This window comes from Streptomyces sp. CA2R106 (assembly GCF_037034245.1).
GTDB lineage: Bacteria > Actinomycetota > Actinomycetes > Streptomycetales > Streptomycetaceae > Actinacidiphila.
The window spans coordinates 339,372-360,560 of record NZ_JBAGKC010000003.1 but is presented as its reverse complement, the minus strand read 5'-3'; the positions used below and the strand labels follow the sequence as shown (position 1 = coordinate 360,560).

General features: G+C 76.0%; 20 protein-coding genes and 1 riboswitch. Of the genes, 9 read left to right on the top strand and 11 right to left on the bottom strand.

What is annotated here, in order from left to right; all coding sequences use genetic code 11:
- Nucleotides 1-3 precede the first annotated feature (3 nt).
- From WA788_RS07210 to WA788_RS07200, 3 genes are read left to right on the top strand one after another with little or no spacing between them, the layout of a single operon-like run.
- A complete protein-coding gene (locus WA788_RS07210) occupies nucleotides 4-813 on the top strand; it encodes an STM4013/SEN3800 family hydrolase (protein ID WP_335973068.1) in 810 nt (269 codons plus the stop codon).
- Nucleotides 814-834: 21 nt separating this feature from the next.
- Complete coding sequence (locus WA788_RS07205) at nucleotides 835-2,214, top strand: STM4012 family radical SAM protein (protein WP_335972589.1); 1,380 nt, start codon at nucleotides 835-837, stop codon at nucleotides 2,212-2,214.
- A gap of 7 nt (nucleotides 2,215-2,221) precedes the next feature.
- The gene (locus tag WA788_RS07200; protein WP_335972586.1) at nucleotides 2,222-3,112 is read left to right on the top strand and encodes an STM4011 family radical SAM protein; all 891 of its coding nucleotides are present in this window, start codon (nucleotides 2,222-2,224) and stop codon (nucleotides 3,110-3,112) included.
- Here WA788_RS07200 and WA788_RS07195 read toward each other — a convergent pair.
- Complete coding sequence (locus tag WA788_RS07195; protein WP_335972584.1) at nucleotides 3,099-4,031, bottom strand: NADP-dependent oxidoreductase; 933 nt, start codon at nucleotides 4,029-4,031, stop codon at nucleotides 3,099-3,101. The two genes, WA788_RS07200 and WA788_RS07195, sit on opposite strands and share 14 nt — an antisense overlap.
- Before the next feature lie 101 nt (nucleotides 4,032-4,132).
- On the opposite strand from WA788_RS07195, the gene WA788_RS07190 reads away from it, so the two are divergent.
- The gene (locus WA788_RS07190; RefSeq protein WP_335972581.1) at nucleotides 4,133-4,702 is read left to right on the top strand and encodes a TetR/AcrR family transcriptional regulator; all 570 of its coding nucleotides are present in this window, start codon (nucleotides 4,133-4,135) and stop codon (nucleotides 4,700-4,702) included.
- A gap of 109 nt (nucleotides 4,703-4,811) precedes the next feature.
- Here WA788_RS07190 and WA788_RS07185 read toward each other — a convergent pair whose 3' ends face one another.
- Nucleotides 4,812-5,297 (bottom strand): MarR family winged helix-turn-helix transcriptional regulator, encoded by a 486-nt coding sequence (locus WA788_RS07185; RefSeq protein ID WP_335972578.1) that lies wholly within the window; start codon nucleotides 5,295-5,297, stop codon nucleotides 4,812-4,814.
- Nucleotides 5,298-5,421: 124 nt separating this feature from the next.
- Between WA788_RS07185 and WA788_RS07180 the strand changes: the two genes are divergently transcribed.
- Nucleotides 5,422-5,835: a VOC family protein gene (locus WA788_RS07180; protein ID WP_335972576.1), complete on the top strand. Its 414-nt coding sequence runs from the start codon at nucleotides 5,422-5,424 to the stop codon at nucleotides 5,833-5,835.
- 75 nt (nucleotides 5,836-5,910) lie between these two features.
- Here WA788_RS07180 and WA788_RS07175 read toward each other — a convergent pair whose 3' ends face one another.
- From WA788_RS07175 to WA788_RS07150, 6 genes are all read right to left on the bottom strand, one after another.
- Nucleotides 5,911-7,608 (bottom strand): chloride channel protein, encoded by a 1,698-nt coding sequence (locus tag WA788_RS07175; protein ID WP_335973063.1) that lies wholly within the window; start codon nucleotides 7,606-7,608, stop codon nucleotides 5,911-5,913.
- A 206-nt stretch (nucleotides 7,609-7,814) separates the two neighbouring features.
- Complete coding sequence (locus WA788_RS07170) at nucleotides 7,815-8,561, bottom strand: (2Fe-2S) ferredoxin domain-containing protein (RefSeq protein WP_335972574.1); 747 nt, start codon at nucleotides 8,559-8,561, stop codon at nucleotides 7,815-7,817.
- On the bottom strand, nucleotides 8,558-9,376 hold the full coding sequence (locus WA788_RS07165; protein ID WP_335972571.1) for an ABC transporter ATP-binding protein: 819 nt from the start codon (nucleotides 9,374-9,376) through the stop codon (nucleotides 8,558-8,560). Before WA788_RS07165 ends, WA788_RS07170 begins: the two co-directional genes overlap by 4 nt.
- Nucleotides 9,377-9,536: 160 nt before the next feature.
- Nucleotides 9,537-10,643 carry a FecCD family ABC transporter permease gene (locus tag WA788_RS07160; RefSeq protein WP_335972569.1) on the bottom strand — a complete coding sequence of 369 codons (1,107 nt, stop codon included), beginning with the start codon at nucleotides 10,641-10,643 and terminating at the stop codon, nucleotides 9,537-9,539.
- A complete protein-coding gene (locus WA788_RS07155; RefSeq protein WP_335972565.1) occupies nucleotides 10,640-11,713 on the bottom strand; it encodes an ABC transporter substrate-binding protein in 1,074 nt (357 codons plus the stop codon). Before WA788_RS07155 ends, WA788_RS07160 begins: the two co-directional genes overlap by 4 nt.
- Nucleotides 11,714-11,732: 19 nt before the next feature.
- Nucleotides 11,733-11,938: riboswitch (cobalamin riboswitch) on the bottom strand.
- Nucleotides 11,939-12,080: 142 nt separating this feature from the next.
- Nucleotides 12,081-12,809: a TetR/AcrR family transcriptional regulator gene (locus tag WA788_RS07150; RefSeq protein WP_335972563.1), complete on the bottom strand. Its 729-nt coding sequence runs from the start codon at nucleotides 12,807-12,809 to the stop codon at nucleotides 12,081-12,083.
- Nucleotides 12,810-12,864: 55 nt separating this feature from the next.
- Here WA788_RS07150 and WA788_RS07145 point away from each other — a divergent pair, with 55 nt between their 5' ends.
- The 4 genes from WA788_RS07145 (at nucleotide 12,865) to WA788_RS07130 (ending at nucleotide 17,366) form a co-directional block, all read left to right on the top strand.
- The gene (locus WA788_RS07145) at nucleotides 12,865-13,977 is read left to right on the top strand and encodes an LLM class flavin-dependent oxidoreductase (RefSeq protein WP_335972560.1); all 1,113 of its coding nucleotides are present in this window, start codon (nucleotides 12,865-12,867) and stop codon (nucleotides 13,975-13,977) included.
- The gene (locus WA788_RS07140) at nucleotides 13,974-14,987 is read left to right on the top strand and encodes a sulfurtransferase (RefSeq protein ID WP_335972559.1); all 1,014 of its coding nucleotides are present in this window, start codon (nucleotides 13,974-13,976) and stop codon (nucleotides 14,985-14,987) included. The genes WA788_RS07145 and WA788_RS07140 overlap by 4 nt, the downstream gene beginning before the upstream one ends.
- Nucleotides 14,984-15,871 (top strand): LLM class flavin-dependent oxidoreductase, encoded by an 888-nt coding sequence (locus WA788_RS07135; RefSeq protein WP_335972557.1) that lies wholly within the window; start codon nucleotides 14,984-14,986, stop codon nucleotides 15,869-15,871. Before WA788_RS07140 ends, WA788_RS07135 begins: the two co-directional genes overlap by 4 nt.
- A gap of 82 nt (nucleotides 15,872-15,953) precedes the next feature.
- Entirely contained in the window at nucleotides 15,954-17,366 is a 1,413-nt protein-coding gene (locus WA788_RS07130; RefSeq protein WP_335972553.1) for an MFS transporter, read from the top strand.
- Between the two features lie 92 nt (nucleotides 17,367-17,458).
- Here the strand turns inward: WA788_RS07130 and WA788_RS07125 are convergent, their stop codons facing one another.
- The 3 genes from WA788_RS07125 to WA788_RS07115 are packed head-to-tail and all read right to left on the bottom strand — an operon-like array spanning nucleotide 17,459 to nucleotide 21,188.
- Nucleotides 17,459-19,366, bottom strand: coding sequence for an ABC transporter ATP-binding protein (locus WA788_RS07125; protein ID WP_335972547.1), 1,908 nt, complete (start codon nucleotides 19,364-19,366; stop codon nucleotides 17,459-17,461).
- Entirely contained in the window at nucleotides 19,363-20,241 is an 879-nt protein-coding gene (locus WA788_RS07120) for an ABC transporter permease (RefSeq protein ID WP_335972543.1), read from the bottom strand. The genes WA788_RS07125 and WA788_RS07120 overlap by 4 nt, the downstream gene beginning before the upstream one ends.
- Entirely contained in the window at nucleotides 20,238-21,188 is a 951-nt protein-coding gene (locus WA788_RS07115) for an ABC transporter permease (RefSeq protein ID WP_335972537.1), read from the bottom strand. The genes WA788_RS07120 and WA788_RS07115 overlap by 4 nt, the downstream gene beginning before the upstream one ends.
- Nucleotide 21,189 lies beyond the last annotated feature (1 nt).

Sequence of the window (21,189 nt, the reverse complement as noted above, 5' to 3'; positions counted from 1 at the left end):
GACATGACCGAGGTCGTCGGCAGCCACGACCTCCTGCTGGTCACCCTGGACACCCTGCGCCACGACGTCGCCGCGGAGCTGGCCGCGCGCGGCCGCATCCCGCACCTGGCCCGGCACCTTCCCGGCGGGCGGTGGGAGGAGCGGCACGCGCCCGGGAGCTTCACCTACGCCTCGCACCAGGCGATCTTCGCCGGCTTCCTGCCCACCCCGGCCGCCCCGGGCCCGCACGCCCGGCTGTTCGCCGCGCGCTTCGCCGGGAGCGAGACCACCGCGCCCGGCACCTTCGTCTACGACACGCCGGACCTCGTCTCCGGGCTCGCCGCCGCCGGCTACCACACCGCCTGCGTGGGCGGGGTCGGCTTCTTCAACCGGCGCGGCCCGCTCGGCTCGGTGCTGCCCGGGCTCTTCCACGAGGCCCACTGGACCGAGGAGTTCGGCGTCACCTCGCCCACCTCGTTCGAACACCAGGTCGCCTGCGCCGAGGACGTCGTGCGCGCCCTGCCGCCCGAGCGCAGGCTGTTCCTCTTCGTCAACGTCTCCGCGCTGCACCAGCCGAACTGGTTCCACCTGCCCGGCGCCGGGCGCGACGCCGGGGACAGCCGCGCCACCCACGCCGCCGCGCTGGAGTACGTCGACCGGCACATCGGGCGGCTCTTCGCCGCCGCGAGCAGCCGGCGCCGCTGCTTCGCGATCGTCTGCTCCGACCACGGCACCGCCTACGGCGACGACGGCTACACCGGCCACCGCCTGGGCCACCCCTCGGTGTGGACCGTGCCGTACGCCCACTTCTTCCTCGACCCCCAGCACCCGTGAGTTGAAAGGTAGGGCCGCCCGATGACCGTCGCCCCACCCCCCGCCGCCGTCACCCCCGACGCCCTCGACGCCCTCGACGGCGGGCCCTACCAGAGCTACGTCTACGCCTATCCGCACAAGACCGCCTACCGGCCGCTGTCCGACCGGCCCGCGCTTCGCGACCTGTGGACGGGCGAACCGCAGCACAGCCTCTCGCTCTACCTGCACATCCCCTTCTGCGAGGTCCGCTGCGGCTTCTGCAACCTCTTCACCCGGGTCGGCGCCCCCGACGGCCTGACCGGCGCCTACCTCGACGCCCTGGAGCGGCAGGCGGGCGCGGTGCGCGCCGCCCTGGAGGACGGGGCCCGCTTCGCCACCGCCGCGTTCGGCGGCGGCACCCCCACCTTCCTGACCGCCGCCGAGCTGACCCGGCTGTGCGACATCGCCGAGCAGCACATGGGCGCCGACCTGCGGGCCGTACCGCTGTCCGTCGAGGCGTCCCCGGCCACCGCCACCGCCGACCGGCTGCGGGTGCTCGCCGAGCGCGGCACCACCCGGCTCAGCCTCGGCGTGCAGAGCTTCGTCGGCACCGAGGCGCGCGCCGCCGTCCGCCCCCAGCGCCGCGCCGACGTCGAGGCCGCCCTCGGCCGGGTCCGGGACGCGGCCATCCCCGTGCTGAACATCGACCTCATCTACGGCATCGACGGCCAGACCGACCGCAGTTGGCGCGAATCCCTGGACGCGGCCCTGGCCTGGCACCCCGAGGAGCTCTACCTCTACCCGCTCTACGTCCGCCCGCTGACGGGCCTGCACCGCCGCGGCACGCAGGACGCGCAGGACCCCGATCCGGCCTGGGACGAGCAGCGGCTGCGCCTGTACCGCGCCGGCCGCGACCACCTGCTCGCCCACGGCTACACGCAGCAGTCCATGCGGATGTTCCGCCGCGCCGACGCCCCGCCCCAGGGCGCCGACGACTACGCCTGCCAGACCGACGGCATGATCGGCCTGGGCTGCGGCGCCCGCTCCTACACCTCCGGCCTGCACTACTCCTTCGACTACGCGGTGGGCATGCACCAGATCCGCGGCATCATCGACGACTTCGCGGCCCGCCCCGCGGCCGACTTCGCCCGCGCCGAGACCGGCCGCCGGATCGACACCGGCGAGGCCCGCCGGCGCCACCTGCTCCAGTCGCTGCTCCAGGCCGCCGGGCTCGAACACGCCGGCTACCGGGCCCGGTTCGGCGCCGCGCCCGCCGACCACTTCGGCGCCGTGCTCGACCGCCTCGCCGACCGCGGCTGGCTCGCCGACGACGGCACCACCCTGCGGCTGACCCCCGAGGGCCTGGCCCACTCCGACGCGATCGGCCCGGCCCTGTTCTCCCCGGCGGTGCGCGCCGCGATGGCCGCCTACGAGCGGAAGTGAGCACCCGGTGGACCTGACCCTGCTCTACCGCGGACCGCTCGCCTCCTGCGACTACGACTGCCCGTACTGCCCGTTCGCCAAGCGCCGCGACACCGGGGAGCAACTGCGCGCCGACCGGGCCGCGCTCGAGCGCTTCACCGACTGGGCGCGGCAGCAGGGCAGCGACGACCGGCTGTCGATCCTCTTCACCCCCTGGGGCGAGGGCCTGGTCCGCTCCTGGTACCGGCGCGCCCTGACCGAACTGTCCCGGCTGCCGCACGTCCGGCGCGTCGCGATCCAGACCAACCTGAGCTGCCGCACCGACTGGCTGGAGGCGGCGGACCTGGACACCGTCGCCCTGTGGTGCACCTACCACCCCGGGCAGACGCCCTACGACCGCTTCCTGGGCAAGTGCCGCGACCTGGCCGGGCGCGGTGTGCGCTTCAGCGTCGGCGTGGTCGGGCAGCCCGAACACCTCGACGCGGCCCGGCGGTTGCGCGCCGACCTGCCCGGCCACGTCTACCTGTGGGTCAATGCCGCCGAGGGCCGCGCGTACACCGACGAGGAGGCCGGCACCTGGACCGGCATCGACCCCCTCTTCCCGTACAGCAGGCACCCGCACGCCAGCGCCGGACTGCCCTGCCGCACGGGTGAGTCGGTGGTCTCCGTCGACGGCGCGGGCACCGTACGCCGCTGCCACTTCGTGCCCGCCCCGCTCGGCAACCTCTACGACGGCAGCTTCCGGGCCGCCCTGCGCCCGCGCCCCTGTCCGCTGACCGCGTGCGACTGCCACATCGGCTACGTCCACCTCAACACCCTCCCGCTGTACGACGTGTTCGCGGGCGGTGTCCTGGAACGCATCCCGGCCGCCGTCCCGGCAACGGCGCCGGGGGCGGGGCCGCGGCTCAGCCTGGTGTGATGATCAGCTTGCCGCGTGCGTTCGCGCCGCCCTGCTCCAGTTCGGTGAGCGCCGGGACCGCCTGGGACAGCGGGACGGTCCGGGCGATCGGCTGCCGCAGGGTGCCTTCGCCGGCCGCCCGGGCGACCGTTTCGATGTCCTCGGTGACCGGCCGGGCGATCACGACGTGGAGCGGACCGGGCAGGACGCTCCGGGCGAGGTTCGCCGGGGTGGGCAGCACACTGACGATCCGGCCGCCGGGCTTGAGCAGCGCCCGGGCGGACTTCAGCGGCAGGGGGCCGGCGGCGACGAGCACGATGTCGAACCGCCGCGCGAGCGGGGCCGGGTCGAAGTCGAAGCCGACGACGGGCTCGACGCCGAGGGCGCGGGCCTCGTCGGCGGCGCTGTCGCGGCAGCTGCCCGCGACCGTGGCCTGGCGGGCGAGGGCGATCTGCACCGCGGAGCGGCCGACGCCGCCGAGGCAGCTGTGCACGAACACGGCGTGGCCCGCCCGCAGCCTGCCCTTGGATACCAGGGCCTGAAGGGCGGTGATGCCGACGGTCGGGACCGCGGCGGCGTCCTCGAACGACAGTGCCGCGGGCTTGTGCACCACGTCCCGCTCCCGCGCCACGACCACGTCGGCGAACGCGCCCGCGGCCTTGATGGGCGTCCCGCCGAGCACCTCGTCGCCCACCCGCAGCCGGGTGACGCCGTCGCCGACCGCCTCCACGACGCCCGCGAAGTCGTAGCCCATGGCGCGGGGGAAGCGCCGGCCGGTCACCTGCTTCATCCGGCCCTCGCGGATGCCGAAGTCCATCGGGTTGGCCGCGGCGGCGCGGACACGGACGAGGATCTCGCCGCTGCCGGGCCGCGCGGGCTCGAAGTCCTCCAGCCGCATGACCTCGGGCCCGCCGTACTGGTGGTACTGGATGCGTTTCATGGTTCGCCGTTCCTCCGCCGGTGCTGCACCGAGAGTGATGGGACTTGGTTCCATCACCTACGGTACACGAGTGATGGGACCGAGTCCCGTAGACTGGGCCCATGGCCCGCTGGGAACCGAATGCCGCCGAACGGCTCGCGCACGCCGCACTGGAGCTGTTCGACGAGCGGGGATACGACCACACCACCGTGATCGACATCGCGCAGCGCGCGGGGCTGGGGAAGAGCACCTTCTTCCGGCACTTCCAGGACAAGCGGGAAGTGCTCTTCGGCGGCGGCTCGATCGATGTGGTGCTGGTGGCGGCGATCGCCGCGGCGCCGGAGAGCGCGGCGCCGCTGGACGCGGTCGGCCACGCGCTGGACGCGGTCGGCCGGGAGGTCTTCACCCCCGAGCGCCGGGCGTTCGTCGCCCGCCGGCAGGCGGTGATCGACGCCCACCCCGAACTGCGGGAGCGCGAGGCGCTGAAGAACCTCGCCCTCGTGGCGTCGGTGGCCGACGCGCTCAGGCGGCGCGGGGTGCCCGACACGACCGCGCGGGTGGCCGCGGAACTCGGCGCGCTCGCCTCCGCGATGGCCTTCGACCGCTGGAGCCGCACGTCGGACGGCGACGACTTCGACACGCTCGCCCGGCAGGCGTTCGAGGAGGTGCGGGCGGCCGCGTCCGGCTGCTGAAAGGGTTGGTCGGGCGGTAGCCGCGGCGGTTCCGGCGGGGGTCGGGCGGGCGGCGCGCGCGGGCGGGTGGCCGGGCGGGCGGGTGGCCGGGCGGCGCGCGCCCGGCGGGTCACCAGGCGGGCAGGCTCGCGGAGTTGGCGGCGGGCTCGGCGCCCGCCTCGGTGAAGGCGTGCAGCGCCCCCAGCAGTTCGCGGCGCCGCACGGCGGGCATCGCGTCCACGATCCGGGCGATCTCCTTGCGGCGGCGCTCGGTCGCCTCCGTGACGGTACGGCGCCCGGCGGCGGTCAGGGAGATCAGCGTGGTGCGGCGGTCGGTGGGCACCGTGCCCCGTTCGACCATGTCCACGGCGACCAGCCGGTCGATCATCCGCATCGCGGTGGACGGCTGGACGTCCAACTCCGCGGCCAGCGCGGACAGGCTGAGCGGTCCGCGGCTGTGCAGGGCCACGAGCATCCGGAACTGCGGCAGCGTCAAGGACTCCTCGACCGACGCGAGCGAGCGGGCGGAAACGGCGACCAGGAGCCGCGAGGCGGTCAGCAGCGCGCTGACCATGGCCTCGGCGTCGTTGTCCGGCACGGACGGGGAAGCGACCATGGACACCTTTCTACATCCCCGGCCGTGTCCCCGGCAGGCACCGGCCCCCCTCGGCCGGCGGAGAAGGCGGGGCACGGGCCGTGGGCGCCTGCCGCGGGCGGGCCGCCGGTGGAAGACTCGGCCCATGCACCCTGCGGCCCGGCTCCTCGCGATCACCCTTGACTGCCCCGATCCGATCCGGCTGGCCCGGTTCTACCAGGGTTTCCTCGGCGGGCAGGTGGCGGCGACCGAGGCGCACGACTTCGCCGCGCTCACCGGCACGGGCGGCGCCCGGCTCGACTTCCAGCGGACCGCGAACCCGGCCGCGCCCGCCTGGCCGGACCCCGCCGCCGCGCGCCGCCAGCATCTCGACTTCGCGGTGGCCGACATGGCGGCCGCGGAACAGCGCCTTCGGGAGTTGGGCGCGGAGGTGTCCGAGCACCAGCCGGGCGGCGACCGGTTCAAGGTCTTCGTGGACCCGGCCGGGCACCTGCTCTGCATCGTTCCGCGCGCCACCGCGGACCTGCCGGCGGAACTGCTCGCCCCGGTGGCCGGCTGACCGCCGACGGTCGTGCTCCGGAGCCGGCGCGCGGCTTCTGCGGCGGGTCCTGGACGCCGTACGGGGCGTCCCGTCTCAGCCGGCGGCCGCGGCGGCGCTCCGCGACGGTCCGCGCAGCGCGTGCAGGACGGCCTGGTGGGTGATCCAGCCGGTCAGGTGCGCCCGGTCGTCGTCGAGCACCGGCAGCCCGGCGCCTTCGGAGCTGACCAGGGCGTCCAGGGCGGTGGACAGGTCGGTGGCGGCGGTGACGGGCGCCGGCAGGTGGGTGATGGACCGCACGGTCGCGTCCGCGTGGGCGCCGTCGGCAAGGGTCTCGGCGGCGGTACGGGCGGTGGCGGTGCCGAGGTAGGCGCCGTCGGCGGTCACCGGCAGGACGCCGTGCGGGGAGCGGGCCAGCGCCTCGGCGGCGCCGGCGAGCGGGGTGGCGCCGTCCAGGGGCGGGGGGACCGCTTCCATCACGGCGCCCACGGTGATCCCGGCCAGCACGGCGCCGCCCGGGGCCTGGTCGAGGTCGATGCCGCGGCGGCGCAGCTTGAGGGTGTAGATGGTGTCGGCGGACAGGGCGCGGCTGGTCAGGGTGGCGAGCACGATCGCGGTCATGAGCGGCAGGATGATCGTGTACTCGCCGGTGAGTTCGAACATGATGACCACCGCGGTGATCGGGGCGCGGGCCGCGCCGGCGAAGGCGGCGCCCATGCCGATCAGGCCGTAGGCGCCGACCGGTCCGGCGCCGCCGGGCAGCAGGTGGTGGGCGGCGGCACCGTAGGCGGCGCCGAGCATGGCGCCCATGAACAGCGAGGGCGCGAAGACCCCGCCGCTGCCGCCGATGCCGATGGTCAGGCTGGTGGCGAGCATCTTGCCCAGCAGCAGGACGACCAGGAACCCGATCGCGTACTTCCCGCCGACGGCCCGCTCCAGGACGGGGTAACCGACGCCGTACATCTCGGGCAGGAGCAGCAGGAGGCCGCCGAGCAGGAGGCCGCCGACCGCGGGGCGGGCCCACTCCGGGCCGCGCCAGGCCCAGTCGCAGGCGTCCTCCACCCGGTACAGGACCCGGGTGAAGGCGACGCCGACGGCGCCGGCCAGTACGCCGAGCAGGGCGAAGAGCAGGTACTGCGAGAGGTGGGTCACGGTGAAGGCGGGCAGGTGCAGGAACGGCTCGTCGCCGAACGCGGCGCGGCCGATGACGCTCGCGGTGACCGAGGCCAGGACGACCATGCCGAACGACTCGGCGGTGAAGTCCCGCAGGATCAGCTCCATCGCGAAGAACACCCCGGCCAGCGGTGCGTTGAAGGTGGCCGCGATGCCGCCGGCCGCGCCGCAGGCGACCAGCACCCGCATCCGGTCCTCGGCGACCCGCACCGCGCGGCCGAGCGTGGAGCCCAGCGCGGAGCCGATCTGCACGATCGGGCCCTCGCGGCCGACCGAGCCGCCGCCGCCCATGCACAGCGCGGACGCCAGCGACTTCACCACGGCGACCTGCGGCGCGATCCGCCCGCCGCGGCGCGCGACGGCGTACATCACCTCGGGGACGCCGTGGCCGCGGGCCTCGCGGGCGAAGCGCTGCACCAGCGGGCCGTAGACCAGGCCGGCCAGCACCGGGGCGAGCAGCACGAACCAGTGCCCGAGCCAGGGCACGTGCGGATTGGCGGCGCGGCCGGCGGCGGAGTAGTCCGTGTGGCCGGACAGCGCGCGGGTGAAGGTCCCGATCAGCCAGCGGAACGCGATCGCGCCCGCGCCCGCCCCGCACCCGACCGCCAGGGCCAGCACCAGCAGCCCGCCCTTCGCCTCCCGCAGCGCCGTCAGCAGGGCGGCCGGACCGCGGCCGACGCGGACAGCGCCCGCGGTGGCGGCCAGAGCGGCGTCCAGAGCGGCGTCCGCGGTGGCGGGGGTGGCGGGGGAGGCGGGGCGCTCGGGCGGGAGGTCGGCAGGCGTCAGCACGTTTGCATGATGCAACAAAAACCTTGCGCTGTGCAAACTTAGCACCCGGCAAAGTCCGGTGGGTGGGACGGCGGGCCGGCGCGGTGCCGGGGCAGGCGGTGCTCCGCCTCGGGGCGGCCGCCGGCGAGGTGGGCGGCCACGATCGCCGCGGCCGCCGCCGGGTCCACCCGGCCGTACCAGACGTCGTCGGGCTGCACGCTGACCACCGGTGCCTGGTTGCAGGGGAACTGGCAGCCGGTCTGCGTCACCAGCACGTCGTCGTCGCCGAGCCCGTGCGCGCCGAGCCCCCCGACCAGGGCGCGCAGGGTCGCGTCCGCGCCCTTCGCGGTGCAGCGCGGGCCGCGGCACACCAGGACCTGGTGGCGGTGTCCGGGCACCTCCGCCCAGGCGGCCGAGGTCAGGCCGGGCTCCTCGCCGGTGACCGGCCGCGCGGTGGCCGCGGCCGCGGCGACCTCCGCCAGGTCCCCGGCGAGCTTCGCGCCCACCCGCACCTCCGGGCGCGGGCCGCCGTGCTCCCGCCACCAGTACGCGGCGACCCGGCGCAGCCAGGACGGCCCCGGCCCGCCGCCGCCCAGCCGGACCCCGACGAGGACGACGGGGGCGCCGCCGGTGCCGGTGCCCTCTTCCGTGGTCCGCGCGTCCGCCAGCCGGGCCAACTCGGCCGTGAGCGACGGCTCGCCCTGCTGGAGGAAGGCGATCGTGGCGCCGGAGCGCCGGGCCAGGGCCAGCAGTTCGGCCCGGCGGCCCGCCTCCACCGCCGACATGCCGACCAGCACCAGGCTCATGACGCGTCCGCCCCGCGCAGTACGCCGTTCCACCGCACATGCGGGCGGTCGTGCACCGGATGGCGCGCCACGGTCACGTCCACCCCGTACACGCGCCCGACCAGTTCCGCGGTGAGCACCTGCTCCACCGGGCCGTGCGCGACCAGCCGGCCGCCGTGCAGGACGGCGATGTCCGCGCAGTAGGCGGCCGCGAGTTCGAGGTCGTGCAGCGCGGCCACCGCGGTGACGCCCAGAGCGCGGACCGTCTCCATGAACGCCAACTGGTGCCGCAGGTCCAGGTGGTTGGCCGGCTCGTCCAGCAGGAGCACATCGGGCTCCTGCGCCAGCGCCCGGGCGAGCTGGACCCGCTGGCGCTCGCCCCCGGACAGCGACGACCAGCTCCGGTCGAGCAGGGCGCCGGCATCGGCGGCGGCCACCGCCCCGGCCAGTACGGCCTGCTCCCGCGCCGCCGCGGCCGAGCCCGGCGGCACCGGCCACCGGCCGCGGTGCGGGGTCCGGCCCAGCTCGATCACCTGTTGGGCCGTCAGGGGCAGGCCGGTGTCCGCCTGCTGCTCCATGAACGCCACCCGCCGCGCCCTGCGCCGGGCCGGCAGCGCGTACAGGTCCTGCCCGTCCAGCTCGACCCGCCCCCGGCCGGGCCGCCCCAGCCCGGCCAGGACCCGCAGCAGCGTGGTCTTCCCGGCGCCGTTCGGCCCGAGCAGGCCGGTCAGCCGGCCGGGGGCGAAGTCGAGCGCGACGTCCTCCAGCAGCACGGCGTCCCCGACCCGCACCCCGACCCCGGCGCACCCCAGCACCACCGGCTCCCGGGCGCTCACGCCCGGCCCCGCACGGCGGGTCCGGCGAGGTGGTGGCGCGGGGCGAACGGCGGCCGCCCTCCGCCCGTGGCGGATACCTGCCCGGGGTGGGGCTGTTGCCTGGCGGTCATGTGCGGGCTCGCGTGGTGGTTCGGGTGGGGGAGGGGGCGCCGGGCCGCGGTCATGGGTGGGCTCCCGCGGGGGCCGCGGTGCGGGTGCGGCGGCGGAGGAGGGCGGCGAAGAAGGGGGCGCCCAGCCCCGCGGTGATCACGCCGACCGGGATCTCCTGGTCGGGCAGGACGGACCGGGCGAGCAGGTCGCTGCCGACCAGGAGGGCCGCGCCGAGCAGCGCGGAGGCCGGCAGCAGGACCGCGTGCCCCGGGCCGCACAGCAGGCGGACGACGTGCGGGACCACGAGGCCGACGAAGCCGATGACGCCGGTCTCGGCCACCAGGCAGGCCGTCACCAGGGCGCAGGTGCCGACCAGGAGCCACCGCAGCCGTTCCACCGGAACGCCGAAGGAGCGTGCCGCGGTCTCGCCGAAAGCGAAGGCGTCCAGGTCCCGGGCCGCGGCGAGCGCCACCGCCGTCCCGGCGACAGCGACCGCCGCGAGGAACAGCGCCGTGTGCCACCGCACCCCGGCCACCGAGCCGAGCGTCCACTCCATGACACCGCGGGCGGCGTCCCGGTCGCCCAGGACGAGCACCACGAACGAGGTGAACGCCGCGCACATCTGCCCCACCGCGACCCCGGCGAGGACCGTGCGGGTCCCGGACAGCGACCAGGACCCCGCACCGGCCAGCGCCATGACGAGCGCCGCCGCGAGCAGCGCCCCTGCGAACGCGGCGACCGGCAGCGCACCGGCGGACGCCGCGCCGGACGCGCCGACGCCGAGCACCAGTACGGTGACCGCGCCGACGGCGGCGCCGTCGGAGATGCCCAGCAGGTAGGGGTCGGCGAGGTCGTTGCCGGTGAGCGTCTGGAGCACCGCGCCGCACACCGCGAGCCCGGCGCCGGTGGCCGCCGCACCCACCACCCGCGGCAGCCGCAGCTGCCAGACGATCTGGTCGTCCAGCAGCGTCACATGGTGGTCGCCCAGGCCCAGCCGCCGCAGCAGGACGTCGGCCACCACTCGCGGCGGCTCGTGCACCGACCCGATCGCGAGGCCGAGCAGGCACACCGCCAGCAGCGCCACCGCGGCCGCGGCCAGCACCGCCGCCGCGCGGGCCGCCGTACGGTCGCGGGCGCGGTCGGGCGTACGCGTACGCGTACGGTCCGCGGCCGTCACGACGCGGCGGGCAGTGCGGCCAGACCGGCCGAGACCCGGGACGCGCCGTCCGCCAGGAGCACGCCGGGCGTCGACTCCGAGAACGGCACGACGACGAACGCGCGCCGGCGCACCGCGGTGAGCCGGCTCAGCACGGGGTCGTGCTCCAGATAGGAGATCTTGGCCGCGGCACTGTCCCAGCTCGCGTCCGCGAGCACGATGGCGTCCGGGTCGGCGGCGGCCACCTGCTCCCAGCTCACGTTCTGCCAGCCGCCTTTCAGGGTGCCGAACACGTTGTGCGCGCCGACCGCGTCCAGGACGGCCTGCGGTCCGCCGTGGCCGGCCCCGACGTAGGGGGACTTGGTGCCGGAGTCGTACCAGAGCACGTCCAGGCCCTTGCCCGCGCCCTGGGCGGCCAGTGCGGCCAGCGCCGTCTTCTGCTGCCGCTCGATCGCGGCCCCCCGCTGCGGCACCCCGAAGACCGCGGCGATGTCGGCGAGTTCGCCCCACACCGCCTCGAACGACGCGGCGGGCACCTGCTTCGCGTCCGCGCAGCCGAAGGGCGACAGATAGGAGCCGATGTGCTCGGCGGCCAGCTCGGCGCGGGTGCCGGCGACCTTGCCGGTGAAGGCGCTGGTGTAGGAGGCGTAGAGGAAGTCGGGGCGCGCGGCGAGGAGCTTCTCCTTGGACGGGTACTCCTTGCTGAGCACCGGCACGGAGTCGTAGGCGGCCTTCCACTTCGCCGGGATCGTGTCGTCGAGGTAGGCGGTGCCGGCCATCCGCGACTGGAGGCCCAGCGCGAGGGCGACCTCGGTGGCGCCCTCGTTGAGGGTGACCAGCCGCTTCGGGGGCGCGGCGACGGTGGTGGCCACGCCGCAACTGCGCACGCTGACGGGGGCGGTGCTGTTGCGCGCGGTGGCGGAGGACGCCGGGCCGTTCGCGGCGGGCGCCCCCGTGCAGGCGGCCAGGCACCCGGTGGCCAGCAGGGCCGCGGCGGCGGCCGGCAGCCGTAGCGGGCGGGTGCGGGCCCGGGCGCCGGGGCGTATGAGACGGCTGATATGGCGGAACGGGCGCAGGGCGCTGCTCGGCACGTGTACTCCAAACCCTCGTGGAAGATGTCGCGCCGTGGCCGGTCTCCTGGCTTTCGCGTCGACGCTCCACGGCCGGCCTTCCCAGGCGTCCGTTGCCGGTCCGCCCAGTGGCCCCGACCGTCGTGGGGACGGTCGGCGCAGGGCCGCGGAACTCCGCGACTACAGTGGCGAGGGCCGCACCGGCTTCCGACCGGTTTCCCGTGCACCACGGCACGCGCACGCTACCAAACGCGCCGCCCCGCCCGGCCGGGCGGATCACAGGGCGCGGAGGGCCCGCACCGGCGCGGGGGCAGGGCCCGGTGCCAACGGCCGCGGCCCCGCCCGGAGTTGACGGGAAGGGCCGCGCGAGGGGAGTGCGGAGCGGGGGTCAGGACGGGCGGTCGGTGCCGTAGCCGTGCAGGAAGGCGTCGACGGCGCGGGTGACGCAGTCGCGGATCTCGGCCGCGCCCAGCGGCGGGCTGCCGTGCGGGCGGATGGTGATCTCCGAGGTCACCAGGGCGATGAAGTGCACGGTGGCGCGGGCGGGTTCGGGGATGCGCAGCAGCCCGGCGCCGGCGAGCTGCTCCAGCCGCCGGGCGACCTCCCGCTGGACGCGCTGCGGCCCGGCCTGCTGCCAGGCGTCGATCACGGCGGCGGGGAAGTGCTGCACCTCGGCCTTGATCTGCCGGATCATCGCGAAGTGCTCGGGGAACTGGGTGCGCTGGCCGACGAAGGCGCGGCCGAGCGCGAGCAGGTCGGCGCGCGGGTCGGTGCCGGTCACCTGCTTCTCGACGGTCGCGACGAACGCGTCCGCGACCTGCCCGGCGCTGTCGTGGACCACGTCGGAGAAGAGCTGGTCCTTGCCCTCGAAGTGGTTGTAGATGGTGCGCGTGGACACGCCGGCCTCGGCGGCGATCGCCTCGATGCTGGTGCGGCTGTAGCCCTCGCGGCCGAAGACGGTCCGGGCGCCCTGGGTGATGGCGTCGCGCTTGCCGGCCCGTCCGCCGGTACGGGCGGGGCCGGGGCGCTCCGGTGCCGCCTTGCGGGCGGGGGCCGTCGGTGGGGTACTCAGGGGAAGCCTCCGATACGGGTCGTCGTCCGTTGCCCAATTTACCATGCACGTTGTACTTTACTTTGAGGGCTTTCCGTCAACCCGCCAGAGGACCGTGCACATGGATATCGGGACCATCACTTTCGGCACCCTACTCAGCGACCCCTTCACCGGGCACCGCGTCTCCCAGGCCGAGCGCCTCGACGAGGTGGTCCGCAGCGCGGTGCTCGCCGAGCGGCTCGGCTTCTCCTGGTTCACCGTGGGGGAGCACCACTTCGGGGAGCGCGACGTCATATCGGCGCCCCCGGTGGTGCTCGCGGCGATAGCCGCCCGCACCTCCACCATCACCCTGGCCACCGGCACCACGCTGGTCGCCAACCGCGACCCGGTGCTGGTCGCCGAGGACTACGCGACGCTCGACCAGCTCTCCGGCGGGCGGCTCCAGCTCATCGCGGGCGCCTCCTTCTTCCCCGACCCCTACACCGTCTTCGCCCAGCCGCCGGAGAGCAAGGCCGACCGCAAGCGGGAGAACCTCGAACTCCTGCTGCGCCTGTGGTCCGAGGACGAGCCCGAGGTGACCTGGCAGGGCGCCTTCCGCCCGCCGCTGGACGCGGTGCGGGTGCAGCCGCGGCTGTACCAGGCGCGGCCGCCGGTGTGGGTCAGCGGCGGCTCCAAGCCGGACTCGGTGCACCTGGCGGTCGAGACCGGGCTGCCGATGGTCTTCGGCACCACCGCCCGCCCGCCGCAGACCCACGCCCCGATGTTCGCGCTCTACCGCGAGCTGTGGGCCAAGGCCGGCCGCCCGGCCGAGCAGGCGCGCACCGGCGCCGCCAGCCACGTCTTCGTCGCCGACACCACCGCGCAGGCCCGCGAGCAGTGGCGGGAGTACTACGCCAACTACTTCCGCGGCGCGAAGCTGCCGGTCGGCGCCCGACCGCTCGCCTTCGACTTCGACGACCTGGTGGGCCCCGGCTCGGCGATCTGCGGCAGCCCCGCCGAGGTGGTCGACAAGCTCGGCCGGCTCCACGACCTGTGGGGCCACGACCTGCACCTGCTGTCCGTCGACATCGGCGGCATCCCGCACGCCAAGGTCGCCCGCGCCATGGAGCTGGTGGCCTCCGACGTGATCCCGCAGGTCGCGGGCCTCGGCGCGGACCGCCCCACCGGCGGCACCGTCGCCGCACGCCCGGCCGCTCCGGCCCCCTCGGTCGCCCAGGTCGGGGGCGCCGTATGAGCACCCCGGACGGCATACCCGCGCACATACCCGCGCGCACCGCCCCGCAGATACCGCCGGTCGTCCCGACCGCCTGGGTACGGGAGCGTACGGCGGCCACCCCGGACACCGCCTCGGACGGCACCCCGGGCCCTGCCTCGGACGGCGCCCTCGTACTCGCCGACGTCCGCTGGTACCTCGACGGCCGCTCCGGCCGCGACGCCTACCTCGCCGGGCACCTCCCCGGCGCCGTATGGGTGGACGTCGACACCGACCTGGCCGCGCCCGGCACCGCGGCCGGCGGCCGCCACCCGCTGCCCGCGGCCGAGGAGTTCGCCGCGCGGCTCGGCCGGCTCGGCATCGCCGACGACAGCGTGGTGGTCGCCTACGACGACCAGGGCGGTGGGTTCGCCGCGCGCCTGGTGTGGCTGCTGCGGCGCACCGGCCGCCGGGCCGCCCTGCTCGACGGCGGCCTGGCCGCGTGGGACGGCACCCTGGAGACCGGACCGGTGACCCGGGCGCCGGTGACCCGCGAGGTGACGCCGTGGCCGGCCCACCTGCTGCGCGACGCCGACGAGGCGGCCGCGGCCGGCCGCACGCCGACCGCCCTGCTCCTGGACTCCCGCGCCGCCGCCCGCTACTCGGGCGCCGACGCCCACGCCGGGGAGACCCGCACCGGGCACCTGCCCGGCGCGCTGAGCGCCCCCTGGCAGGACAACCTCACCGCCGGCGGCCTCTTCCGCCCGCCCGCCGAACTGCGCGCCCGGTTCGCCGCACTCGGCCTGACCGCGGCCGAGGAGGTGGTGTTCCACTGCGGCTCGGGCGTCACCGCCTGCCACAACCTGCTCGCCGTGGAACTGGCCGGGCTGCCGGACGCCGCGCTCTTCGTCGGCTCCTGGTCGGCGTGGTCGGCCGACCCGGACCGCCCGGTGGTGCAAGGCACCCGGCCGTTCGCGGCCGACGGAACCGGAGCGCCCGCGACCGGAGCGCCCGTGACCGGAGCGCCCGCGACCGGGGAGGCCGCGCGATGAGCCCCGTCGAAGGAACGCAGCTCGGCTTCGGCCTCGTCTCCCACTACCGCGGCCCCGACCCCGACCTGCTGGTGGCCGAGGCACGCCACGCCGAACAGCTCGGCTACGACCTGTTCGCGCTCAGCGACCACCTGCACAGCGACCGCGCCACCTGGGAGCCGTGGACCGCGCTGAGCTTCCTGGCCGCCGCGACCGACCGGATCACCCTGGCCACCGACGTACTCGGACTGCCCTACCGCGCCCCCGCGGTCCTGGCGAAGATGGCCGAGTCCCTCGACCGGCTCTCCGGCGGGCGGCTGGTGCTGGGCCTGGGCAACGGCGGCTACGAGGCCGAGTTCGCCGCCTTCGGGCTGAGCACCCGCACACCGGGCGAGAAGGTCGCGGCCCTCGACGAGGCCGTGCAGATCATCCGCGCCCTGTGGCGGCAGCCCCGGACGACGTTCCGCGGCCGGCACTTCTCCGTCCAGGACGCCCGCATCGAGCCGCGCCCCGCGCACCCCGTCCCGGTGTGGCTGGGCACCTACGGACCGCGGGCGCTGGCCGTCACCGGGCGCCTCGCGGACGGCTGGCTGCCTTCGCTGCAACGCCTCAGCCTGACCGAGGCGGTGGCGCTGCGGGACCGGGTGCGGGCCGCCGCCCGCGCGGCCGGACGCGACCCGGACAGCCTCACCTGCGCCTGCAACGTGCAGATCCGCCTGGGCGGGCCCGCCGCCGGCGGGCGCGTCGTCGCCGGGTCGTCGCAGCAGGTGGCCGAGCAACTCGCGGCCGTGGTGCGCGCCGGGTTCACCTTCCCGCTGCTGTTCGGCCTGGACCACGCGGAGGACCGCGAGCGCTTCGCCGCCGAGGTGGCCCCGCTGGTGCGCGCCGAGTTCGCCCGGGCCTGACCCGGCCCCGCGGGCCCGCCGAGCCGCGAAGCCGCGGCCCGGCGGGCCCCACCTGACCTGATCCGAGAGGAAGAGATCCCGCATGGCACGCAAATGGTGGACGCTCGTGGCCGTGGTGGCCGGAGTGTTCATGCTCGTCCTGGACATCACCATCGTGAACGTGGCCCTGCCCGACATCAGTGACGACTTCCACTCGTCGCTGTCCGACCTGCAATGGGTCATCGACGCCTACGCGCTGGCCCTGGCGGCCGGGCTGCTGACCGGCGGCTCGCTCGCCGACTTATGGGGCAGGCGGCGGCTGTACGCGGCGGGCACCGCGGTCTTCACGATCGGCTCGCTGCTGTGCGGCCTGGCCACCGGCCCGCTCTTCCTGGCGCTGGCCCGGGCCGGCCAGGGCATCGGCGGCGCCGTGGTGTGGGCGACCTCGCTGGCGCTGCTCAGCCAGGCGTTCCAGGGCCGTGAACGGGGCCTGGCCTTCGGCATCTACGGCGGCATCCTCGGCATCGCGGTCGCCGTCGGCCCGGTGCTGGGCGGCGCGCTCACCAGCGGCCTGAGCTGGCACTGGATCTTCTGGGTCAACGTGCCGATCGGCGTCGCCGTGGTGGCGATCACCCTGCTGAAGCTGGAGGAGTCCCGCAACCCGTCGGCCGCCCGGCCGGACTGGGCCGGGTTCGTGGCCTTCAGCGGCGGCCTGTCACTGCTGCTGTACGGGCTGATCAACGCCTCCGACGGCTGGTCGCAGGCGAAGGTGTGGGGCACGCTGGCGGGCGCGGCGGTGCTGCTGGCCGCGTTCGGCGTCCAGGAGCGGCGCACCGCGCACCCCATGCTGGACCTGACGCTGTTCCGCAAACCCACCTTCAACGGCGGGCTGGTGGCCGCGTTCGGCCTCAACGCCTCGATCTACGCGCTCATCACCTACCTCGTGCTCTACCTCCAGCAGGACCTGCACTACACGCCCGCGCAGGCCGGGCTGCGGCTGCTGGCGCTGACCGGCGCGATGTTCGTGGCGTCCACCACCGCCGGGCGGCTGAGTTCCGCGGTGCCGGTGCGGTTGATGATCAGCGCCGGGTTCGTGCTCATCGCCGTCGGCATCGTGCTGATGACCGGGGTGACGGAGTCCTCGACGTGGACGCACCTGCTCGCCGGGATGATCGTCTCCGGGCTGGGCGCGGGCATGGTCACGGTGCCGCTGGCCTCCACCGCGGTCGGCGTGGTCGCCCCGGCCCAGGCCGGGGTCGCCTCCGGGGTGAACGCCACCGCCCGGCAGGTCGGCCTGGCCACCGCGATCGCGGTGCTCGGCACCGTGTTCACCACCCGCAGCGCGCACCACGGCTTCACCGGCGGGCTCAACCTGATCCTGTGGATCGGCGCGGTCGTGGCGATCGTCTCGGCGGTGCTCAGCGCGCTGCTGATCCGGCAGAAGGACTTCGTGCCGCCGCCGGCGCGCCCGGCCCCGGCCGACACCCCGGCGCAGCCGGAGGCCGCGGGCGCCTGACCGCCCCCGGACCGCGGGCACGCAGAAAAGGGCCCTGGGCCACGGAACATCCCGTGGCCCAGGGCCCTTTCAGCGGCGCCGCGGCGCGGCGGTCAGGCGGAACCGGAGCCGTGCAGCGGGGACACCGGCGCCCCGGCCGAGGCGCCGCCGGGCTTCGCGTCCCCGGCGGCCGTAGACCCGGACCCCGTTACCCCGGCCGCCGCGCCCCCCGGTGCCGCCGCCGACAGCAGCGCCCGCGTGTACGGGTGCGACGGCGCCGCGAACACCTCCTCCACCGGCCCGGTCTCCACCACCCGCCCGTCCTTCATGACCGCCACCCGGTCGCTGACGTGCCGCACCACCGCCAGGTCGTGCGAGATGAACAGCAGCGCCACGCCCGTCTCGTCCCGGACGTCGGCGAGCAGGTCCAGGATCTGCGCCTGCACGGAGACGTCCAGCGCCGAGACCGGCTCGTCGCAGACCACGACGTCCGGCGCGGTGGCCAGCGCCCGGGCGATCGCCACCCGCTGCCGCTGCCCGCCGGACAGTTCGGCCGGCCGCCGCCGCAGCACGGCCGCCGGCAACCCCACCAGGTCCAGCAACTCCGCGGCCCGGGACCGGCGTTCGGCCCGGCCGCGCACCCCGGCCCGGGCCACCGCCTCACCCACCACCCGCTCCACGCCGTAGCGCGGGTCGAAGGAGCCGAGCGGGTCCTGCTGCACCGTCTGGATACGGGGCCGCGCCGCACGCCGCTCCCGCTCGGGCACCCCGCTCCACGGGCGGCCCCCGAACCGCACCTGCCCGGCATCGGGCGCCAGCAGGCCCAGCGCGATCCGCGCCACCGTGGTCTTCCCCGACCCGGACTCGCCGACCACGCCGACCGCCTCGCCCGCGTCCAGCCGCAGCGACACCTCCCGCACCACCTGGTGGGCCGCCCCGTCCGGGCCGCGGAAGCTCTTGGAGACCGCGTCGACCTCCAGCAGCGGCGCGGCGCCCGGCGCGGCGGCGGGCGGCTCGCGGCGGCGTACGGTCAGCGGCGGCTTCGCCCGCGAGGTCACCGAGGGCGCCGAGGTCACCGAGGCGGCGCCGTCCAGCGGGTGGTGGCACAGCGCGGTGTCCGGTCCGGCGGCCGGCGGCAGCGCCGTACGGCAGGTGTCGTCGGCGGCCGCGCACCGGTGGGCGTACGGGCAGCCGTCCGGACCGGCCGGCGGGCGCGGCACCGGCGGCGCCGACAGCCGGGCGCCCTTGGGGTGCAGCGCCGGCACCGCGTCCAGCAGCGCCCGCGTGTAGGGGTGCCGGGGGCGCTCCAGCACCCGCCGGCCGCTGCCGGTCTCCACCACCCGCCCGCCGTACATCACCGCGACCCGGTCCGCCAGCCGCGCCACCACCGACAGGTCGTGGCTGATCAGCAGCAGCGCGGTGCCCGCGCGCCGCAACCGGTCGAGCAGGTCCAGGATCTGCGCCTGCACCGACACGTCCAGCGCGGTGGTCGGCTCGTCGGCGACGAGCAGGTCGGGGCCCGCGGCCAGGGCGGACGCGATCAGGGCGCGCTGCCGCAGCCCGCCCGACAACTGGTGCGGGTACTGCGCGGCGCGGCGCTCCGGCTCGGGCACGCCCACGTCGGCGAGGAGTTCCCGGACCCGGTCGGCGTGCCGGGCGCGGGGCAGCACCCCGTGCACCCGCAGCGGTTCGGCGACCTCCGCGCCCACGGTGCGCAGCGGGTCCAGCGAGGACAGCGCGTCCTGGAGGACCAGGCCGACCCGCCGCCCGCGCAGCGCGCGCCACTGCGGCTCGCGCAGGGACGTCAGGTCCTGGCCGTCGAACGACAGCGTGCCGGCCCGCACCCGCGCGCCGGCGCCGGCCAGGCCCACCAGCGCGCGGGCGGTGACGCTCTTGCCGGAGCCGGACTCGCCCACCACGGCCAGGCACTCCCCGGCGTCCAGCGTGAAGGAGACGTCGCGTACGGCGCGCAGCGCGCCGAAGGACACGTCCAGGCCGTCGACGGTCAGCAGCGGGCTCATCGGCCGGTCCTCCGGGTGAAGCGGGCCTGGGCCTGGCGGCCCACGACGTTGACCACCAGCGCGGTCAGGGTGATGGCCGCGCCCGGGAAGACGCCCAGCCACCAGGCGGTCTGAAGGAAGTCGCGGCCCTGGTCGAGCATCGCGCCCCACTCCGCGGTGGGCGGCTGCGGCCCCAGGCCCAGGAAGCTCAGCCCGGACGCGGCGATCAGCGAGGAGCCGAAGCCGACCGTGGCCAGCACCAGCAGCGGCCCGAGCGCGTTGGGCACGACATGCCGCAGCACCAGCGCGGGCCGGGACAGGCCCAGTGTGGTCGCGGCCTCGACGTAGCCGGAGCGGCGTACGACGAGCGTCTCGGCGCGCACGATCCGCGCGTAACCGGGTGCGAACGCGGCCGCGATGGCGAGCGCCACGTTCACGGTGCCGCTGCCGAGGACGGCGACCGCCAGCAGCGCCAGCAGGATCGGCGGCAGCGCCAGCAGCACGTCGGCCAGGCGCATCAGCACCTGGTCGGCCACCCGCCCGCCGAGCCCGGCGGCCAGGCCGAGGACGGCGCCGGCCAGCACCGACAGCGCGGTGGCGCCGGCGCCGAGCAGCAGCGACAGCCGGGTGCCGTACACCACCCGGGTGTACAGGTCCCGGCCGAGCTGGTCGGTGCCGAACCAGTGGCCGGACCCGGGCGGGCGCAGCGCCTGGAGCGGATCGGTGGTGTTGGGCGCCGCCGAGGCGAACACGCCCGGCGCTGCGGCGGCCAGCACGAGCAGGGCGAGGAAGGCCAGCGCGGGCAGGAGCAGCAGCACCCGGCCGGAGATCCGGCGCCGTACGGGCGCGGCGGCCGCCGGCGGCGCGGCGGCGTCGAGGGTCAGCGGTGCGGTCATGGTGTCACCTGGTCCGTCCTGAGGCGGGGGTCGATGACCAGGTAGAGCAGGTCCACCAGGGTCGAGAGCACGACGAACACCGCCGCCGACAGCAGCACCAGGCCGATGACCAGGGGCATGTCCTTGTTGGTGGTCGCCTGGAGGATGAGCGCACCGATGCCCGGCCGCCCGAAGACGGTCTCCACCAGCACCGCGCCGCCCAGCAGCGACCCGGCCAGCCAGCCGGTGAGCGTGACCAGCGGCAGCGCGGCGTGCCGCAGCGCGTGCCGCAGCCGCACCGCGGTGCCGCTCAGGCCGCGCGAGCGGGCGGTGACGGCGAACGGCTGGTGCAGCGCGGTCTCCAGCCCCTCCCGCAGCACCTGCGCCAGCACCCCGGTCATCGGCAGCGCGAGGGTCAGCGCGGGCAGCACCAGCGCGGTGCCGTTCTGCGCCCCGGCGACCGGGAAGAGCTGCCAGTGGAAGGAGAACAGCGTCAGCAGCAGGATGCCGGTCCAGTACGAGGGGCTGGAGACAGTGAGCAGTTCCAGCAGCGAGGCGGCGCCGCGCAGCGCCGGGCGCCGCCCGGCGGTCGCGACCGCGCTGAGCAGCGCCAGCAGCAGCGCCAGCGCCAGTGCGGACAGGGCGAGTTGGACGGTGGGGCCGAGCTGGCCGGTGATCAGCGAGCCGACCGGGCGCTGCACCTGGTAGGACTCCCCGAGGTCGCCGCGCAGCAGGTGGCCGAGGTAGCGCAGGTACTGCTGCCAGACCGGGTCGCCCAGCCCGTACTGGGCGCGGATGCGCGCGCGGACCTCGGGCGTGGCGGAGCTGAAGGGCCCGAGCATGGTGGTCACCGGGTCGCCCGGGATCAGCCGCAGGGCCGCGAACGCGACCGTGGCGGCACCCAGCAGCACCGCCACGGCCGCCGCCACCCGTCGGGCCACCGCCCGCAGCAGGTGTGTCGGCGTCACG

What these genes read in the sequence shown, in the direction of transcription:
- WA788_RS07205 (WP_335972589.1), top strand. Translation starts at nt 835, where the DNA reads ATGACCGTCGCCCCACCCCCCGCCGCCGTCACCCCCGACGCCCTCGAC.
- WA788_RS07180 (WP_335972576.1), top strand. Translation starts at nt 5,422, where the DNA reads ATGCACCCTGCGGCCCGGCTCCTCGCGATCACCCTTGACTGCCCCGAT.
- WA788_RS07140 (WP_335972559.1), top strand. Translation starts at nt 13,974, where the DNA reads ATGAGCACCCCGGACGGCATACCCGCGCACATACCCGCGCGCACCGCC.
- WA788_RS07185 (WP_335972578.1), bottom strand. Translation starts at nt 5,297, where the DNA reads ATGGTCGCTTCCCCGTCCGTGCCGGACAACGACGCCGAGGCCATGGTC.
- WA788_RS07130 (WP_335972553.1), top strand. Translation starts at nt 15,954, where the DNA reads ATGGCACGCAAATGGTGGACGCTCGTGGCCGTGGTGGCCGGAGTGTTC.
- WA788_RS07145 (WP_335972560.1), top strand. Translation starts at nt 12,865, where the DNA reads ATGGATATCGGGACCATCACTTTCGGCACCCTACTCAGCGACCCCTTC.
- WA788_RS07120 (WP_335972543.1), bottom strand. Translation starts at nt 20,241, where the DNA reads ATGACCGCACCGCTGACCCTCGACGCCGCCGCGCCGCCGGCGGCCGCC.
- WA788_RS07125 (WP_335972547.1), bottom strand. Translation starts at nt 19,366, where the DNA reads ATGAGCCCGCTGCTGACCGTCGACGGCCTGGACGTGTCCTTCGGCGCG.
- WA788_RS07150 (WP_335972563.1), bottom strand. Translation starts at nt 12,809, where the DNA reads ATGGTAAATTGGGCAACGGACGACGACCCGTATCGGAGGCTTCCCCTG.
- WA788_RS07170 (WP_335972574.1), bottom strand. Translation starts at nt 8,561, where the DNA reads ATGAGCCTGGTGCTGGTCGGCATGTCGGCGGTGGAGGCGGGCCGCCGG.
- WA788_RS07195 (WP_335972584.1), bottom strand. Translation starts at nt 4,031, where the DNA reads ATGAAACGCATCCAGTACCACCAGTACGGCGGGCCCGAGGTCATGCGG.
- WA788_RS07135 (WP_335972557.1), top strand. Translation starts at nt 14,984, where the DNA reads ATGAGCCCCGTCGAAGGAACGCAGCTCGGCTTCGGCCTCGTCTCCCAC.
- WA788_RS07210 (WP_335973068.1), top strand. Translation starts at nt 4, where the DNA reads ATGACCGAGGTCGTCGGCAGCCACGACCTCCTGCTGGTCACCCTGGAC.
- WA788_RS07190 (WP_335972581.1), top strand. Translation starts at nt 4,133, where the DNA reads ATGGCCCGCTGGGAACCGAATGCCGCCGAACGGCTCGCGCACGCCGCA.